The sequence below is a fragment of the Kitasatospora sp. NPDC023385 genome, from assembly GCF_055664045.1.
On the sequence record NZ_JBVOOL010000005.1, the window covers coordinates 216,509 to 230,285 of the forward strand.

Annotated in this window: 12 protein-coding genes; 9 read left to right on the forward strand and 3 right to left on the reverse strand. The window is 72.4% G+C overall.

The annotated features are described in order from the left end of the window. Positions 1-404 precede the first annotated feature (404 nt). From AC0B61_RS10790 to AC0B61_RS10810, 5 genes are all read left to right on the forward strand, one after another. Positions 405-845 carry a DUF3052 domain-containing protein gene (locus AC0B61_RS10790; RefSeq protein WP_471740286.1) on the forward strand — a complete coding sequence of 147 codons (441 nt, stop codon included), beginning with the start codon at positions 405-407 and terminating at the stop codon, positions 843-845. Between the two features lie 350 nt (positions 846-1,195). Beyond that, positions 1,196-1,654: a peroxiredoxin gene (locus tag AC0B61_RS10795; RefSeq protein WP_471740287.1), complete on the forward strand. Its 459-nt coding sequence runs from the start codon at positions 1,196-1,198 to the stop codon at positions 1,652-1,654. Between the two features lie 211 nt (positions 1,655-1,865). Further along, on the forward strand, positions 1,866-2,441 hold the full coding sequence (locus AC0B61_RS10800) for a TerD family protein (protein ID WP_471740288.1): 576 nt from the start codon (positions 1,866-1,868) through the stop codon (positions 2,439-2,441). Positions 2,442-2,711: 270 nt separating this feature from the next. After that, positions 2,712-3,290: a TerD family protein gene (locus tag AC0B61_RS10805; RefSeq protein WP_471740289.1), complete on the forward strand. Its 579-nt coding sequence runs from the start codon at positions 2,712-2,714 to the stop codon at positions 3,288-3,290. Between the two features lie 150 nt (positions 3,291-3,440). Next, the gene (locus tag AC0B61_RS10810) at positions 3,441-4,535 is read left to right on the forward strand and encodes a DUF475 domain-containing protein (RefSeq protein ID WP_471740290.1); all 1,095 of its coding nucleotides are present in this window, start codon (positions 3,441-3,443) and stop codon (positions 4,533-4,535) included. Between the two features lie 84 nt (positions 4,536-4,619). Here AC0B61_RS10810 and AC0B61_RS10815 read toward each other — a convergent pair whose 3' ends face one another. Further along, entirely contained in the window at positions 4,620-5,810 is a 1,191-nt protein-coding gene (locus tag AC0B61_RS10815) for a DUF2637 domain-containing protein (protein ID WP_471740291.1), read from the reverse strand. A 445-nt stretch (positions 5,811-6,255) separates the two neighbouring features. Between AC0B61_RS10815 and AC0B61_RS10820 the strand changes: the two genes are divergently transcribed. After that, a complete protein-coding gene (locus AC0B61_RS10820; protein WP_471740292.1) occupies positions 6,256-7,002 on the forward strand; it encodes a Tellurium resistance in 747 nt (248 codons plus the stop codon). A gap of 106 nt (positions 7,003-7,108) precedes the next feature. On the opposite strand, the gene AC0B61_RS10825 is transcribed toward AC0B61_RS10820, so the two are convergent. Continuing rightward, the gene (locus AC0B61_RS10825; protein ID WP_471740293.1) at positions 7,109-8,299 is read right to left on the reverse strand and encodes a TerD family protein; all 1,191 of its coding nucleotides are present in this window, start codon (positions 8,297-8,299) and stop codon (positions 7,109-7,111) included. Positions 8,300-8,634: 335 nt separating this feature from the next. On the opposite strand from AC0B61_RS10825, the gene AC0B61_RS10830 reads away from it, so the two are divergent. From AC0B61_RS10830 to AC0B61_RS10840, 3 genes are all read left to right on the forward strand, one after another. After that, the gene (locus tag AC0B61_RS10830) at positions 8,635-9,840 is read left to right on the forward strand and encodes an HpcH/HpaI aldolase/citrate lyase family protein (RefSeq protein ID WP_471740294.1); all 1,206 of its coding nucleotides are present in this window, start codon (positions 8,635-8,637) and stop codon (positions 9,838-9,840) included. Between the two features lie 112 nt (positions 9,841-9,952). Then, positions 9,953-12,583, forward strand: a complete 2,631-nt coding sequence (locus tag AC0B61_RS10835; protein ID WP_471740295.1) for a phosphoribosyltransferase — start codon at positions 9,953-9,955, stop codon at positions 12,581-12,583. A gap of 5 nt (positions 12,584-12,588) precedes the next feature. Then, positions 12,589-13,470, forward strand: a complete 882-nt coding sequence (locus tag AC0B61_RS10840; RefSeq protein ID WP_471740296.1) for an HAD family hydrolase — start codon at positions 12,589-12,591, stop codon at positions 13,468-13,470. 39 nt (positions 13,471-13,509) lie between these two features. Here AC0B61_RS10840 and AC0B61_RS10845 read toward each other — a convergent pair whose 3' ends face one another. Then, the gene (locus tag AC0B61_RS10845; protein ID WP_471740297.1) at positions 13,510-13,716 is read right to left on the reverse strand and encodes an FmdB family zinc ribbon protein; all 207 of its coding nucleotides are present in this window, start codon (positions 13,714-13,716) and stop codon (positions 13,510-13,512) included. Positions 13,717-13,777 lie beyond the last annotated feature (61 nt).

Here is a 13,777-nt window from a genome sequence, read left to right on the forward strand (position 1 = left end):
GCCGGTCTGGCGGCGCGCGGCGCGGGCTCTTCGTCCGCTCCGCACACCCCCGGGTGTTACGAAAAGAGGTGGTCCGACCTGGTGTCCCGTCCGCCCGATGGCGGGCGGCCGGGGTGAGGGCCAACAGGAGACTCTACGCCCGCGCACGCGCGGACCCCGAATGCCGTTCGCATCTCGGGCACACGTACGGCCTGTTGGGCCGGGACCACCCGAAGCATCCTTGTCCCACGCAGAGAAGGGCAAATCGGTGTGATTCCCGACACGTCGAGCGGCGTATCCCCGGTGTGCCACGTCAACCTTTGGAGGGGATCGGGGGTCGGGTACTTGCGCGAACCGCCGCGCCCGTGTGGACTACGGCCACAGCCTCGGCATGGATGCCGAGCCGAATACTGGAGGTTATTCCCGTGAGCGCGACCGCGGACCCCGCGGACAAGTCCAACCCGGCGACCCGTCTCGGCTTCGAAGAAGGCCAGATCATCCAGGAGCTGGGGTACGACGAAGACACTGACCAGGATCTCCGCGAGGGAATCGAGGAGATCGCCGGGACGGATCTCGTCGCCGAGGACTACGACGACGTCGCGGACGCCGTCCTCCTGTGGCACCGCGACGACGACGGGGACCTCACCGACGCCCTCGTCGACGCTCTGGAGTACCTGGCCGAAGGCGGCGTGATCTGGCTGCTGACGCCCAAGACCGGGCGGGACGGCCACATCGAGGCCTCCGACATCAACGAGGCGGCCCGCACCGCCGGCCTCTCGCAGACCAGCTCGATCAACATCGCCAAGGACTGGGCGGCCACCCGGCTCGCGACCAAGTCCACGGCGAAGCCGGGCGGCAAGCGCTGAGCGGGTTCTGAAGCCCCGCACCGGGCCCCGTCGGAGGAACACTCCGGCGGGGCCCCTGCCTTTCCGGCGTCCCGGTCGCCTCGGTCGTCCGCGGCGCTTCGGTCTTCCTCGGTGCCCTGTCGGGGCGGGTGGCGCGGCGTTCGCCCAGGGCGAAAGGGGAGGGGTGCCGGTCCGGGCCGCGTCATCCGTTCGGCCGAACGGCCGTGAACGAATGCGAGGATGTGGCCTGCCGCGCCCGCCGCGCGGCGCGGTCGGACCCGAACCGGACCGGAATCGGACCCGAACCGGACCCGAGTCGGACCGGAGTCGGATCAGCGTCGGACCGGAGTCGGATCAGAAAGGTCCCGTTCATGGCCATCGAGGTCGGCACCCAGGCCCCGGACTTCGAGCTCAGCAACCAGCACGGGGAGACGGTCCGCCTGGCCGACTTCCGTGGCGAGAAGAACGTCGTCCTGGTCTTCTACCCGTTCGCCTTCACCGGCGTCTGCACCGGCGAGCTGGGCGCGATCCAGCGCGAGCTGGCGGCGTTGCAGAACGACGACGTCCAGGTCCTCGGCCTCTCCTGCGACTCGCAGTTCTCCCAGCGCGTCCTCGCCGACCGGGAGGGCCTGGAGTTCCCGCTGCTGGCCGACTTCTGGCCGCACGGCGAGGTCGCCCGGGCGTACGGCGTGCTCGATGGGGAGCGCGGCTGCCCGCTGCGCGGCACCTTCGTGATCGACAGGGCCGGCACGGTGCGCTGGAGCGTCGTCAACGGCCTCCCGGACGCCCGGGACGAGCAGGAGTACCTGAAGGCCGTCGCCGCGCTCTGAGGCCCCGCTGCGGCCGTCCGGAGCGGGCCGCCACCCGTCCGGCCGGGTGGCGGACGTCGTGTCCGGCCGCAACCGCGCTGCCTGCGGGAACCGCGTACTACGCTCGGGCCGTTGGCGGGGTGGGGTGCGGGAGCCGGTGCGCTCCCGGGGCCCCGGACCGCACCACCGGGGGCACCACCACAGGGCGTGCCTCCTGATTCTTGGAGGACACGTGGGAGTCAGCCTCAGCAAGGGCGGCAACGTCTCGCTCACCAAGGAGGCCCCTGGGCTCACGGCCGTGGTCGTCGGCCTGGGCTGGGATGTCCGGACCACCACCGGGACGGACTTCGACCTGGACGCCAGCGCACTGCTCTGCAACGCCCAGGGCAGGGTCGCCTCGGACGGCAACTTCGTCTTCTTCAACAACCTGAAGAGCGCGGACGGCTCCGTCGAGCACACCGGCGACAACCGCACCGGTGAGGGCGAGGGCGACGACGAGGCGATCAAGGTCAACCTGGCCGGCGTTCCGGTGGACGTGGAGAAGATCGTCTTCCCGGTGTCGATCTACGACGCCGAGAACCGCGGCCAGAACTTCGGCCAGGTGCGCAACGCGTTCATCCGCGTCGTGAACCAGGCCGACAACACGGAGCTGGCCCGCTACGACCTCTCCGAGGACGCCTCCACGGAGACGGCGATGGTCTTCGGCGAGCTGTACCGCAACGGCGCCGAGTGGAAGTTCCGCGCCATCGGCCAGGGCTACGCCTCCGGCCTGCGCGGCATCGCGCAGGACTTCGGCGTCAACGTCTGAGTCACAACGCCTGAGTCGCACCGTCCGAGTCGCACCGTCTGAGCCATCGTCGGCGCAGCCCTGCGGCGCGGGCTTCGCGACGTTCCCGGGGCGGCCCCGGACCTCCGTGGTCCGGGGCCGCCCCGGTTTCGTCCGGCCCCGTGCCGCGGCGGTCCGCCGCGCTGCGAGGATGTGAGTTCAGGAAGTTCAGCCGACCAAAGCCGGTCGGCCGGGGGCGCGGGGGACTACACCTGGAAGGCGCCCCGGGAGAAGCAAGGGAGGAAGAACGTCATGGTGGTCACGCTCGCCAAGGGTGGGAACGTCTCGCTCACCAAAGCCGCGCCGAACCTGACGCAGGTCCAGATCGGTCTCGGCTGGTCAGCCCGTTCGACCACGGGCGCCCCGTTCGACCTCGACGCGAGCGCCCTGCTCTGCGGTGGCGGGCGAGTGCTCGGTGACGAGTACTTCGTCTTCTACAACAACCTCAAGAGCCCCGAGGGCTCGGTGGAGCACCAGGGCGACAATCTCACCGGCGGCGACGACACGGGTGACGACGAGGTGGTCCTGGTCAACCTGGACCTGGTCCCGGCGCAGGCGGACAAGGTGGTCTTCGCGGTGTCGATCTACGACGCCGAGGTGCGGCTGCAGAACTTCGGGCAGGTCCGCAACGCCTACATCCGGGTCGTCAACTCGGTCGACGGGCAGGAGATCGCCCGCTACGACCTGTCCGAGGACGCGTCCGACGAGACCGCGATGATCTTCGGCGAGCTGTACCGCTACGCGGGCGAGTGGAAGTTCCGCGCGGTGGGCCAGGGCTACGCCTCCGGTCTGCGCGGGATCGCGCTCGACTTCGGCGTGAACGTACAGTGAGGGCGGAAACCGGACTATCGGTCTTATTACGCCCGATCTGATCATGAGAACAGAGGGCAGTGCGGGGGTGACCTGACCGGGCCCGGCCCGGCCAGGGCGTCCCGGGACGAGGCCGCCGCACGGCCAGAACCCGAAAGGTAGCCAACTCCCGTGTTCCTCCGCACATTCGGCTGGTCGTTCGCGATCACAGCCATCGGCCTGGTCGCGGCCGGACTGCTCTGGGGAGCCCAAGGCTTCGGCATCGTGCTGATCCTCTCCATCCTGGAGATCTCCCTGTCGTTCGACAACGCGGTGGTCAACGCCACGGTGTTGAAGCGGATGAACCCGTACTGGCAGAAGATCTTCCTGACCGTCGGCGTGCTCATCGCCGTCTTCGGCATGCGCCTGGTCTTCCCGCTGCTGGTCGTCGGCCTCACCGCGAAGCTCAACCCCGCCACGGTCGTCGACCTCGCGCTGCACACCGACAAGACCCACGACGGCCTCACGTACGGCCAGTACCTGGAGGCGGCCAACCCGGCCATCGCCGCCTTCGGCGGCATCTTCCTGCTCATGATCTTCCTGGACTTCGTGTTCGAGGAGAAGGAGCACACCTGGCTGAGCTGGCTGGAGCGCCCGCTGGAGAAGGTCGGCAAGCTGGACGCGCTGTCCAGCATCGTCGCCCTGGTCGCGCTGGTGGTGGCCTCCCGCGTGTTCGCCGCCGAGCACGCCGAAACCGTTCTGCTCGCCGGTGTCCTCGGCCTGATCACCTACCTCGTGGTCGGCGGCCTCTCCTCGATCTTCGAATCGGGGCTGGAGGACGAGGCCGAGCGCGAGGAGGAGGCCGAGAAGTCCGGCAAGTCGGTCGTCCAGGTCGCCGGCAAGGCCGCGTTCTTCCTGTTCCTCTACCTGGAGGTCCTGGACGCGTCGTTCTCCTTCGACGGCGTGGTCGGCGCGTTCGCCATCTCCAGTGACATCTTCCAGATCACCCTGGGCCTCGGCATCGGCGCGATGTACATCCGCTCGCTGACCGTCTTCCTGGTCCGCAAGGGCACCCTGGACGACTACGTCTACCTGGAGCACGGCGCGCACTACGCGATCGGCGCGCTGGCGGTGATCCTCATGGTCGGGATCAAGTACCACATCCCGGAGATCGTCACCGGCCTGATCGGCGTCGCCTTCATCGGACTGGCGCTCGGCTCGTCGATCCTGCGCAACCGGCGCGAGGGCGCGGACGAGGAGCCGGAACTGGTCGGCAGCGGCAAGTAGCCCGCCGGGCACGCGAAACGGCCGCCACCGGGATCTCCCGGGGGCGGCCGTTCGCGTTGCTCCCGAGGGAGCCGGGGGTCGGGATCAGCCGAGCTGCTGCTCGATCGCGCGCAGCTTGCGCTCCAGCGAGTCCAGCTTCGGCATCGACAGGGTGTCGTCGTCGGCCGTCAGGTCGACCGTCGAGCTGCGGTAGGACGAGGACGAGCCGGAGTACGAGGAGGACCCGGACAGCGAGGACGAGCCCGAGTACGAGGAGGACCCGGACAACGAGGACGAGCCCGAGTACGAGGACGAACCGGACGGCGAGGACGAGTAGGACGACGCGACGGCGGCGCGGGGGCGGCGGCCGGCGTCCAGGGCGGCGTGCTCCGGCGAGGAGGTCGAGGTGGTGGCGTCGGATTCCGCGGCTAGGGCAGGCTCCGTAGCGCTCGGGCCGTCTCCGGCAGCCGTGAGCGCGGGCACCTGGCGGCCACCGCGGCCCCGGGACAGCATGCCGCCGCCCTGGCGGGAGATGGCCTTCAGCTCGGCGCGCTCGCGGCGGTCGGCGCTCCGGGCACGGACCTTGGCGTCCAGCTTCGCCTGGCGCTCCTCGCGCACCTCGTCGACCGCCTCGTCCAGGCTGCGGACGTTCTCCAGCAGCATCAGCGACCAGGCCGCGTAGGTCTCGCGCGGGGCGCGCAGCCAGCGGACGATGCGGATCTGCGGCAGCGGGCGGGGCACCAGGCCCTGCTCGCGCAGCGCGGCCTTGCGGGTCTGCTTCAGCGCCCGGTCGAACAGGATCGCCGCCGAGATCGACATGCCGGAGAAGAACTGCGGGGCGCCGGCGTGGCCGAAGCCGCGCGGGGCGTGCACCCAGTTGAACCAGGCCGAGGCGATCGCGAACACCCAGACCAGCAGGCGCGAACCGAGCGCCGCGTCACCGTGGCTGGCCTCGCGGACGGCGAGCACCGAGCAGAACATCGCGGCGCCGTCCAGGCCGAACGGGACGAGGTACTCCCAGCCGCCGGACAGGCCCAGGTTCTCCGTGCCGAAGCCGACCAGCCCGTGGAAGGACAACGCGGCGGCGACACCGGCACAGCAGAACAGCAGCGTGTACGAGGAGATGCCGTAGACCATCTCCTTGCGGCGGCGGCGCTCCTCGCTGCGCTCCCAGGAGTCGGTGGACTCGTCCTTCTTCGAGCTCTTGAAACGCAGCGTCGCCATCAGGACGGCGACGAACAGCAGGGCTGCGCCGCCGACGACGGTCCAGACCAGCTGTATGGAGGTCAGGTTCATTGCGGGTCGGGCCTCGGGTTTCCGCAGGGGACAGGTTCACGGTGCGACACAGGCAATCAGGTCCCGTGGCGCGGGCATCGCCTGACGCTTCGTTCGTCGCCGCACGGCGTGCCCACCGCGCCCGCGCAGGGGCGGACGGGACACCTGTGCGGCTAGACGATATCGCGTCCGAAGGGGCGGCATGTTACGGGAGGGGGGCTTGCTCCGGCCAATCGACCCGCCGGTTGGACCCGCCGGTTGGATCTGTGGGGTGGACCTGTGGGTTGGACCTGCGGGTTGGCGCCGCCGTGCCCGGTGGATGGCCGGGCGGGGCGGGGGAAGGGTAGGACGGGGGCGGGCCGGGGACAAGGCAGGGCGGGACGGGGTATCCGGCGGCCGGGCCGATGCCCGATCATTGGTCGGCGGGACGTCAGATCGCCTGGCGGGAGCAGGGGGAGAGGACGGGATGGTCTCGATCTGGGAGTACCTGCGCGGGGAGAAGAGCTACAACTTCGACAACCCGGGCGGTCAGCACAAGGTCACACTCACCAAGGCGACCCCGCAGCACGCGATCACCGGGGCGGCCGCCACCACCGGCTACCTCTACGTCAACCTGCACTGGTCGATGCGGGCCGGCGCCACCCGGCCGAGCACCCGGGACACGGTCCGGCGGTTCTTCAGCCCGCGGATCCTCAGCCCGCGGGAGCCCGACTCGCCGCAGGGCAACGAGCCGACGAACGTCGACCTCGACCTGGCCTGCATGTACGAACTCTCCGACGGGTCGACGGGTGTGGTGCAGCCGCTCGGCGGGCTGTTCGGCGACCTCCGGAACCCGCCGTACGTCAAGCTCAGCGGCGACGACCAGTACGGGGCGCCCTCCGGCGAGACGATGTACGTCAACCTGGAGAAGAAGGACAAGTTCAAACGACTGCTGATCTTCGTCTACATCTACGACGGCACGCCGGCCTTCGAGCAGTCGCAGGCGGTGGTGACGATCGTGCCGCAGACCGGGCCCCGGATCGAGATCAAGCTGGAGGAGCGGGCGCGGGCCGCGCGCTCCTGCGCCGTGGTGCTGATCGAGAACTCGGGGGACAACCAGCTGACGGTGCGCCGAGAGGTGCGGTACATCAACGGGTTCCAGTCGGACATCGACCGGCTGTACGGGTTCGGGATGCAGTGGCAGCGGGGGTACAAGGGCCAGTTGGGGGGCTGAGGGGCCGCCGCCGGCCGGCCCCGCCCGGGGGTGCCGGTTCGGCTCGGGCGTGGGGGCGCACCGGTTCAGCTCGGGTACGGGCGCACCGGGTCGACGAGGGCGCGCCTCAGCGGGGCTGGAACTGCGGGCCCTGCGGCGGCAGCGCGAACTCCTCGCCGGTGGGCGCCGGGGGCTGGGCCGTCGGTGGCTGCGGCGGGACGGGCGGCTGCTGCCCGGTGCCGGCCTGCGGGTAGCCGTACCCACCCGGGTTGGGCTGCGGCGGGACGGGCTGGTTGGGCTGGGGGTAGCCGTAACCGGTGCCCGGCTGCTGTTGGTACGGCTGGGCGGGCTGCGGGTAGCCGTAGCCGGTTCCGGGCTGCTGGGGGTAGCCGTACCCCGTGCCGGGCTGCTGCTGCGGGTAGCCGTAGCCCGTGCCCGGCGGGTGGACCGGCGGCGGGGTGGGCGGGGCCGGCGGGATGGCCGGGGGCATGGTGGGTGGGGCCGTGGGCGGCGGCGGGGTGGCCGGCGCGGCGGGCGGAGCGCTCGTCGGCGCGCCTGCGGCGGCGGCCGGGACGGCTACCGGGGCGGGGGCTGCCGGGTTGTGCTGCTGGGGCACGGCCGGGGCCAGGGTGAAGGTGCCGGGCTCGGGGGCGGTAGAGCGCGGGGCCGGCAGCGGAGTGCTGCGCGGGTCGACCGCGCCGGTCGGCGTGGCGGTGGGGACGTGCGCCGGGGTCGGTACCGGTGCCGGGTCGGGCGCGGCGCCCGCCGCCTCGTCCTCGACGGTGATGCCGAAGTCGGTGGCCAGGCCGATCAGCCCGGAGGTGTAGCCCTGGCCGACCGCCCGGAACTTCCAGGACCCGGACCGGCGGTACAGCTCGCCCGCGACCATGGCGGTGACGCTCTCGGCGTCGCTGATCTCGAACTCGGCGAGCGCGGGCGCGGCCTCACCGGCCGTGGCGTCGAACAGCAGAAGCCGCAGGCCCGGCACCGCGCGGAACGACCCGCCCTCGGACGAGCCGGCCAGCACCACGCGGTCCACGTCGGCCGGCAGCTTGCCGAGCTCGACCTCGACCGTGTCGATGATCTCGGCGCCGCCGGAGGTCTGCTGCTTGGGCAGGTGGCGGACCGTGCCGGAGGGGTGGCGCGGCTGGTTGTAGAAGACGAAGTCGGCGTCCGAACGGACCCTGCCGTTGGCGCCGAGCAGCAGCGCGGACGCGTCCACGTCCGGCGCACCGGGCGTGGCGCTCCAGCGCAGCACGGCGCGGACCGCCGCCGCCGGCAGTGCGATGTTGGCGCCCTTGGCCATCACGTGCGTCATAGCCGACCATCCTGCCTGTTCGCCACCCCTTCGGACAACGTGACCGGACCGGTCCGTGCTGGGCCGGACTTTGCCAAGACTTGCGCTTTCCGGGGTTTGCCGCCTCGACCCCATGATCGTCCAAGCGGATCGGGATGTTCCGGGAGTTCAGTGCCGGGAAACCGGGAGCGGCCGGATCCTGTCCGTACGATGGGCGGTCGAAGGACCCCCGGGGATTCGACGGAGAAACGTCCACCGGTGGCGCGTCCGGGGAACCACGGCGCCCGGTCGGCCGGTTGACCAGGGTGTCGTCGGCAACGGGCCGGGGGCCGGCCCACTTCCTGGAGGAGAGCACCTTGCGCCATTTCGGCCACCTCGCCGAGGACGTACGCGGCCGGCTCTTCCTGGAGCAGCCGCGCGCGTTCACCGCGCAGAGCGAGCCCGGGGTGCTCGCCACGGCGCTCGGCGGCACCCTCTACAGCCCCGCCACCAGGCCCGCACTGGCCGCCGACATCCGCAAACAGGCTGCTCGGGGCGTGGTGTCGATGGTGCTCTGCCTGGAGGACGCGATCGCGGACCACGAGGTGGACGCCGGGGAGCGCAACCTGGTCGAGCAGCTGAATGACCTGGTCAAGGATTTCACCGACTGTGCACAGAGTCACCCGCTGCTCTTCATCAGAGTCCGAGCCGCCACCCAGATCCTCGACCTGGCCGAGCGGCTCGGCCCGGCCGTCGAGCTGCTCAGCGGCTTCGTGCTGCCCAAGTTCACCCCCGACAACGGCGGCGAGTACCTGGCCGCGCTCGCCGCCGCCGAGGCCGCGACCGGGCGGCGGCTGTTCGCCATGCCCGTCCTCGAGTCGCCCGAACTCGCCCACCTGGAGACCCGGCGCGGCCGGCTCTTCGGCATCGCCGACCTCCTCGCCGGGCACCGGGACCGGGTGCTGGCCGTCCGGCTCGGCGTCACCGACCTCTGCTCCGCGTACGGCCTGCGGCGCTCGCCCGACCTCACCGCGTACGACGTCGCGCTGGTCGCGGCGGTGATCGGGGACGTGGTCAACGTGCTCGGCCGCGCGGACGGCACCGGGTACACCGTCACCGGGCCGGTCTGGGAGTACTTCCCGGTCCAGGAACGGATGTTCAAGCCGCAGCTGCGCCGCACCCCGTTCACCGAGGCCTCCTTCACCGCCCCCGGGACGGCCCGGGCCAGCGGCGAGGAGATCCGCCGGCGGATCATCGAGCACGACCTCGACGGGCTGATTCGGGAGGTCGAACTCGACCGGGCCAACGGCCTGCTCGGCAAGACCTGCATCCACCCCAGCCACGTGCCCGCCGTGCACGCCCTCTCCGTGGTCACGCACGAGGAGTACTGCGACGCCCGCGACATCCTCCGGCAGGAGCAGGACGGCGGCGGGGTACTGCGCTCGGCGTACACCAACAAGATGAACGAGGCCCGGCCGCACCGGGCCTGGGCGGAGCGCGTACTGCTGCGTGCGGAGGTGTTCGGGGTGGCCCGCGAGGACGTGAGCTTCGCCGAGCTGCTGTCGGCCGCTTTGTGCAGCTGATGTGGTGCGGCTGATGTGGTGCGGCTGATTTGTGCGGCTGAGGCCGGGCCGTTCCCGGACGGATATGACGAACGTACGAACGCGTGAACGTGTGACCGCGCGAATGCGCGGAATGCGCGCACCCGCACCATCGAAGGCAGGACCAGCAGTGACAGCAACACCGCAGACATGGACCGGCCGTTGGGTCGCCGACCGGGCGGGCATCGCGCTGACCGGCTCCGAGTGCCTCCCCGAACTCGTGGGCCTGGCCCTGCGGGAGAACGGCAAACGAGCCCACCTGCTGGTCTCCAACGTGCTCGGCAAGCACGTGCCGCAGCGCCCCTCGGTGGTCCACGGCGCCGGACTCGAACTCGGCCGCAGAGTCCGCGAACTGCTCGGCGAGCCGGCGGCCGGGCGGGCCGTCGTGCTCGGCTACGCGGAGACCGCCACCGGCCTCGGCCACAGCGTCGCCGACGGCCTCGACGCCCCCTACCTGCACTCCACCCGCCGCCCGGTGCCCGGCATACGCGCGCTCGGCGGCTTCGAGGAGGAGCACTCGCACGCCACCGCGCACCTGCTGCTCCCGGCCGACCCCGGACTCCTCGCCGGCGACGGGCCGCTGGTGCTGGTGGACGACGAGTTCTCGACCGGCCGCACCGTGCTCAACACCATTCGCGAACTGCACGCCCGCCACCCCCGCGACCACTACGTCGTGGTCTCCCTCGTCGACCTGCGCTCCGCCGCCGACCGGAACCGGCTCGCCGACACCGCCGCCGAACTCGGCGCCCGGCTCGACCTGGTGGCCACCGCCAGCGGCGCCGTCTCGCTGCCCGAGGACGTCCTGGCGCGGGCCGAGCAGCTGATCGCCGACGCGGCCCCGGCCCCGCTGCTCCCGGCGGTCGAGCCCGCGCCGCTGGTCCGGGTCGGTCTGGACTGGCCCGCCGGGCTCCCGGACGGCGGCCGGCACGGCTTCACCGCCCACGACCGCGCCCGGCTCGACGCGGCCCTGCCCCGGCTCACCGCGCAGATCGCCGAAGCGCTGGCCGGCGGGGCCCAGGCCGGCGGGGCCCTGACCGGCGACATCTTGCCCTCCGGGGCCACGGTCGGCGGGGCGCGGCGGGTGCTGGTGCTCGGCTTCGAGGAGCTGATGTACACGCCGCTGCGCCTGGCCGACGCGCTCGCCGAGCGGCTCGGCGGCGACCGCGTCCGGTACTCCACCACCACCCGCTCGCCCGTCCTGGCCGTGGACGACCCCGGCTACGCCATCCGCACCCGACTGGCCTTCCCCGCCCACGACGACCCGCAGGACGACGCCTCGCGCGAGCGCTACGCGTACAACGTCGCCCCCGGCAACGACCCCGAACGGCGCTTCGACGCCGTCGTGCTGGTGGTGGACGACGTCGCCGACACCCCGGCCCTGCACCGGGGCGAGCGGGCACTGCTCGGCCAACTGCGGCAGGTCACGGACCGGGTGGTGCTGGCGGTGGTGCCCTCACACCGGCCGGTGGTGGATCCATCGACGGAGGCAGCGTCGGCGGCGCCTTCCCCGTTGGCGGCTGCGTCGGCGATGCCGCCTGCCGGGGTGCTTCCTGCCGGGGTGCTGCCGGAGCCGCTGTACGGCCCGGCGTTCTCCTCGTACCGGGCCGACGAGGTGGCCTGGCTGCTCAAGGACCTCTCCGGAGTCGCGCTCGAAGCGCCCGCCGAGGAGCGCGAGGAGGCCGTCCAGAACGGCGGCGCGCACTACGCCGAGTCGCTGCCGGTCGAGTACCAGCCCAGCCCCCAGTACCAGGAGCTGTTCCACCAGGCGCTGCGCGGCTCGGCCCGCCGGATCGCCCTCGCCGTCGGCACCGTCGCCGAGACGCTGCTGCGCGAGCGCGGCCCCCGGCTGGTGCTCGCCTCGCTGGCCCGGGCCGGTACGCCCGTCGGCATCCTGATCCGCCGGTGGCTGGCCTTCGCTCACGGCCTGACCGTGCCGCACTACGCGGTCTCGATCGTGCGGGGCCGCGGCATCGACCCGGTCGCGCTGCGTTACCTGGCCGCCCACCACCGCGCGCAGGACGTCGTGTTCGTGGACGGCTGGACCGGCAAGGGCGCCATCACCCGCGAACTCGCCGACGCCCTGGCCGGCACCGGCTTCGACCCGGACCTCGCGGTGCTCGCCGACCCGGGCCGCTGCGTGCGCACGTACGGCACCCGGGACGACTTCCTGATCCCCTCCGCCTGCCTCAACTCGACGGTGTCCGGGCTGGTTTCGCGCACCGTACTGCGGGCCGGGCTGATCGGGCCGGACGACTTCCACGGCGCCAAGCACTACACCGAGCTCGCCGGAGGCGATGTCTCGGCGGCCTTCCTGGACACCGTGGCCGCACACTTCGACGCGGTGCGCGACCTCGCCGCCGACGGCGCCGACCGGCTCTCCACCGACCGGGACCGGGCGCCCGACTGGGCCGGCTGGGCCGCCGTGGAGCGGATCAGCGCCGAGTACGGCATCGACAGCGTCAACCTGGTCAAGCCCGGCGTCGGCGAGACCACCCGGGTGCTGCTGCGCCGCGTCCCCTGGCGGATCCTCGCCCGGCGCGGCGCCGGCGCCGACCTGGACCACGTCCGACTGCTCGCCGCCCAGCGCGGCGTCGAGATCGAGGACGTGGACGGGCTGCCGTACACCTGCGTCGGCCTGATCCACCCCCGCTACAGTCGTGGGGCGAGCGGGGCCGACGGGCGGTCCGTGACCGGGACGCCGGAAGCTCCGGGAGGGGAATCCTGATGGGCGTGGGCGCACTGGTGGCCAGCGACCTCGACCGGACGCTGATCTACTCCGACCGGGCCCTCGCCCTGGACGTCCCCGACCGGCTCGCGCCGCGGCTGCTCTGCGTCGAGGTGTACCAGGGGCGGCCGCTGTCCTTCATGACCGAACAGGCCGCCGGACTGCTCGCCGACCTCGCCCGGCAGGCCTGCTTCGTGCCCGCCACCACCCGCACGCCGGAGCAGTACGGGCGGGTCAGACTGCCCGGCCCGACACCTGACTGGACCCCCGCGTACGCGATCTGCGCCAACGGCGGCCGGCTGCTGGTGGACGGCGTGTCCGACCGGGACTGGCGCGCCGAGATCACCGCGCGGATCGCCGCCGGATCGGCCCCGCTGGAGCAGGTGGTCCGGCGGCTCGCGCTCTGCGCCGCCCCGGAGTGGACACACAAACGGCGCGTCGCCGACGAACTGTTCGCCTACCTGGTCGTCGACCGCGCCGCCCTGCCGGCCGGCTGGCTGGCGGAGCTGACCGGGTGGTGCGCCGAGCACGGGTGGACCGTCTCACTGCAGGGCCGCAAGGTGTACGCCGTCCCGGCGCCGCTCACCAAGAGCGCAGCGCTCGCCGAAGTCGTCCGACGGGCCGGCCCGACCACCGTGCTCGCGGCCGGGGACTCCCTGCTCGACGCGGACCTGCTGCTCGCGGCGGACGCGGGCTGGCGGCCGGGGCACGGCGAACTCGCGGACAGCGGCTGGACGGCCCCCGGCGTCACCGCCCTCGACGAGGTGGGGGTGACGGCGGGGGAGGAGATCGTCCGGCGCTTCCTGGCGGGTGCGGGTGCGGGTAGGGGTGAGGGTGCGTCGGCGGTGGGGGCGTCGGTGGTGGCGGAGGTGGCCGCCGCCGGGTAGCGGCCGGTCAGCCGCGGTAGGTCCGCCACGGTCGGTCCGTCAGCCGCAGCAGCCGCCGCCGCAGCAGCCACCCCCGCCGGAGGGGGCCTGCGTGGCGGCCCCGCCGGTGACGGCGACGGCGGACAGCAGCTTCACGGTGTCCTCGTGGCCCTGCGGGCAGACGGCGGGGTCGTTGGCCTGCGCCATCGGACGGCGGAGCTCGAACGTTGCTCCGCAGGAGCGGCAGCGGAAGTCGTAGCGTGGCATACCGGCAGGGTACCGAGGGCGTCCTGCCGATGGTGACCGCTGTGCTCCGGTGCGGCCGGGG